This is a genomic window from Phytobacter massiliensis JC163 (assembly GCF_000321045.1).
In the GTDB taxonomy this organism is placed as follows: domain Bacteria; phylum Pseudomonadota; class Gammaproteobacteria; order Enterobacterales; family Enterobacteriaceae; genus Phytobacter_A; species Phytobacter_A massiliensis.
In genome coordinates this window covers 8,014-11,556 of record NZ_HE578949.1, presented here as the reverse complement: position 1 = coordinate 11,556, position 3,543 = coordinate 8,014, and the positions used below count along the sequence as shown (strand labels likewise).

Annotated in this window: 7 protein-coding genes; 5 read left to right on the top strand and 2 right to left on the bottom strand. The window is 41.6% G+C overall.

Translation table 11 applies throughout. The features are described from left to right. The 5 genes from ENTHG_RS23790 to ENTHG_RS25510 all read left to right on the top strand — a co-directional run. Positions 1–789 (top strand): RHS repeat-associated core domain-containing protein (locus tag ENTHG_RS23790; RefSeq protein ID WP_145973683.1); only part of this gene is annotated, 789 nt, incomplete at its 5' end. A 2-nt stretch (positions 790–791) separates the two neighbouring features. After that, positions 792–1,238: a hypothetical protein gene (locus ENTHG_RS20055; RefSeq protein WP_044184120.1), complete on the top strand. Its 447-nt coding sequence runs from the start codon at positions 792–794 to the stop codon at positions 1,236–1,238. A 267-nt stretch (positions 1,239–1,505) separates the two neighbouring features. Next, complete coding sequence (locus ENTHG_RS20050) at positions 1,506–1,940, top strand: RHS repeat-associated core domain-containing protein (RefSeq protein WP_081653649.1); 435 nt, start codon at positions 1,506–1,508, stop codon at positions 1,938–1,940. Between the two features lie 22 nt (positions 1,941–1,962). After that, the gene (locus ENTHG_RS26545) at positions 1,963–2,097 is read left to right on the top strand and encodes a hypothetical protein (protein ID WP_489884340.1); all 135 of its coding nucleotides are present in this window, start codon (positions 1,963–1,965) and stop codon (positions 2,095–2,097) included. A gap of 328 nt (positions 2,098–2,425) precedes the next feature. Then, positions 2,426–2,605 (top strand): hypothetical protein, encoded by a 180-nt coding sequence (locus tag ENTHG_RS25510; RefSeq protein ID WP_145973675.1) that lies wholly within the window; start codon positions 2,426–2,428, stop codon positions 2,603–2,605. A 20-nt stretch (positions 2,606–2,625) separates the two neighbouring features. Here ENTHG_RS25510 and ENTHG_RS20045 read toward each other — a convergent pair whose 3' ends face one another. Both ENTHG_RS20045 and ENTHG_RS26125 read right to left on the bottom strand, forming a co-directional pair. Continuing rightward, entirely contained in the window at positions 2,626–3,186 is a 561-nt protein-coding gene (locus ENTHG_RS20045) for a DUF4291 domain-containing protein (protein ID WP_044184116.1), read from the bottom strand. A 28-nt stretch (positions 3,187–3,214) separates the two neighbouring features. Next, positions 3,215–3,543: hypothetical protein (locus ENTHG_RS26125; RefSeq protein ID WP_237567509.1), on the bottom strand; the 329-nt coding region annotated here is incomplete at its 5' end.

Sequence of the window (3,543 nt, the reverse complement as noted above, 5' to 3'; positions counted from 1 at the left end):
CATAAATACCGCCATCCGCACAGGCTCAGACCGCAGGTGTACTGGTATCAGACTGACCACGCGGGCATGCCCCATTCCCTGACTGATATCCGGGGCCGGGTGGTTTACCGCTGCACGTTCACGGCGTATGGTAAACTGCTGGACGAGGCGTTTTACACCGACGAGCGGACCGGAAACCCGCTGATAAACGTCAGAAACCCGCTGCGCTTTCAGGGACAGTATGAGGACGACGAGTCCGGGCTCTTTTATAATCTGAACAGGTATTATGACCCGACTACCGGGCGGTATATCACGCCGGACCCGGTGGGGCTAATGGGTGGGCTGAACCCGTATGTTTATGTGGGTGGCAATCCGGTGGGCTGGGTGGATCCGCTGGGGTTGTTTAAAAAAGACAACACTGGGTTTGAGAACAGCGCTAAGGGAGCTAACGAGCCTGCACTACCCGATACCGGCGACGTCACTTATCATAACAAATCCAAACAGAATAAACAGATAGAGCAACTAAGGAATGGAGAGGATATAACGGTTAGTAGCGTGGAGGAAGCAAGAATGATTCTTGATAGTATGCCTGAGTTAAAGCCCGGGGGGGGAGGTGATTATATACCCGGTACTTTCGATCCTCCAGGAACATACCGAGGCGACTTGATTAACAAAGCAGACCCAAGTAATACAGTTGAAGTTCATACAAGTGGACCAGCCAAACATAGATATAATGCGCATTATAATTTAACATTGCTGACAGATTTATCTATAAGACTAAAACCTGCAATTATAATAAAAGGAGATTAAGCATGACTGAATTTGTGAAAAAAAATGCGGGAAAATGTATATATAGGGAAATTTTAAATGAAACTTTTGATAAGATAGTTGTTTCACTTAGTTTTCATCGTTCACCACAAAGCACCGAAAAATACTTGATTAATGTTGAATTTGAGCCATTGGGAATGGTTGGCCAGGGTGAGGGATGGATATGGTGGTCAACAGATGTACAGGTAAATGATTTGCTAGAATTTATTCGCCGCTTCATTGGATATGATCCAGATAAGATAGAGTACCTTCCTGATTATGAAAAATATTTTTATGCTGATTGCATATCCCATGATGAGGAAGGAAAACAGTCATGTTTATTTGAAAATGAATATATGGGAGGATATCCTTTCTTACCTAACCTTCCCGATAAGACCGTGTGGCGAATAGCTCCCGAAGTATATAAATTGCGCAGCATTGATACTATATAACAATGCCATAAGCGAAATACAAATAAGACATACTTTATAGCCTCACCTGTTGACGCGCCACAAGAGTGGAATTATAGGCCGGGCCAACAAAGAATTCTGCCGGATGGCAGCGAAGAACATTACCACTATAATTACTACAACCAACTGACGGAGGCCACCAACACCACCCGAACGGGATGATGATCACCTGTAACTATGACGCTTTAATCGTCCTGGGCAATATGCATAACACTGCCCTCTTGTTTGACTGGCAGGACATCCGACTGAATCCCGCTGCATTTTCAGGGGCAGGATGAGGAGTCCAGGCTCTTCAATAATCTGAACAGATACTATCAGCCGGAAACCGGGCGGTATATCACGCCGGACCCGGTGGGGATGAAGGGTGGGCTGAACCCGTATGTTTATGTGGGTGGCAATCCGGTGGGCTGGGTGGATCCGCTGGGGTTGTTCGATTTAAACAATGATGGATTTAAAACATATTACAGAACAATGTCGCAAGAACATTATCAATATCTTGTTGATAATGGTGAATTATTACCTACATCAGAAACATTTACTTCCCCTACACAGATTTTTTCTGAAGGATATGATGGGGTTTTAGTGGAGTTTAAACTTGCCCCTGGCACAACCAAATCACTTGAAGAGATTGGAGTCATAGATCGCTCCAAATTAACAAAAAATATGATGGAATGCCATATATAGATGAAATTAAAAAAATAGAGGAATCTGGAAAGATGAATATGCTTACTTTAAAGATGAAAAGTTACAAATAAACATAGGATTAGGCGCAGGGAAAGCCCTAGGGCTTTTTAACATCAATATCAGGTTACATACAACTATTCAGAGAAAATTAAAATGAATGATTATGACATGGAGCAATTTAATCTCTTTTACGCGCAAAAAATAAGCGCAGAGGATCTAGCAAAAAAATAAAGCAGGGCAAGGAAAACCTGTCGCATTTTATTCTTACCGAACTAATCCATGCAAACAAAACCAAGTCAGCAGAGCTCTTAGAAGACGTCGTTATTTTACTATTTCTTTATAAGGATATAGAACGCTGCCATATTCTCAAGATACTTTGCAAGATAATCCTGGAGGATTGGCATTATAAGCATGAAGACATAGCCAGACTATTACAGGAATGGAAAAAACCTCAGGCTGTACAATCTCTATTTGAAGCATGCACTATGAAATTCGATTATTTGGATTTTGATGATTCGTATGCTTTGGCTGTAAAATGTATCTGGGCGCTTGGAGATATAGCAACCAAAGAGTCATTCGAAAAATTAAAATTGCTATCAAAATCGAATAACACTGTTATAAAAGAAAATGCCTGCCATCAATTAAAAAAACATTCTATTACGTAAATTACTATTCAATAATCCATTTATAAGGTATATATGGTTTCAACGGGGAGTTTAGCTGTTGCCTGATGAATCTCCCCTCGTAAAATAAGATTCTGAACATCTTTGCACAACCCCGTCACATCTGAGATATTAATAATCCACTCATTCACATATTTTACAACTGCATCATTACGCAAACCAATCTGGATTGTTCGCCTCTCCATTTTTTTCATAACGATATCTCTGTCGGGGTCCCATTGTATTAGTATATCGCTATTATTTGCATGCATTTTCCATTCATCAAAACAAGAAAATCCTGACTGCTCAAAATTACTACTAACCCCCAACCTCATTATTTCTGACAAAGCATAATGGCTAATATCGATTGCAAGTATTCTTTTCTGGTTGATATCTTTATTTCCCCATCCACTTCGGTACATCATCCAGAGAAATGATGGTTTAATCCATGTCATTCGAGAAAAGCTAAATGGTGGCGAAACAAATTTTCCATTTTTTAATGCACTATCAGCAATTGCATCAGAATAAGCCTGATAGACCCTAATGTAATCTTTTGTATAATAAGCTCTTAGTAAACAATCCATTGCGTTCGCCACTCTACGAAATAAAGCATTATGCATAGTATAAACAAAAAATAAATATGTAGTCCAGAAGCATTCTATTTCTCATTAAAAATACACAATGATTTGACATTATTATAAGCGACAAACCATTAACGACTGCCGCCACCGCCTGGTCAGGCACTCCACGCCCAACGGTACGGTCACCACATACACCTACGATGCCTTTAACCGTCGCCTGAGCAAAACCCGTAACGGGGAAACCACCCTCTTCGTCTGGCAGGGCACCCGCCTGGTGGCTCAGGGCAGCGAAGACTGTGCAGAATGGCAGACCTTTATCTGTGAGCCGGGCACCCACCGCCCGCTGGCGCTGGTGGACGG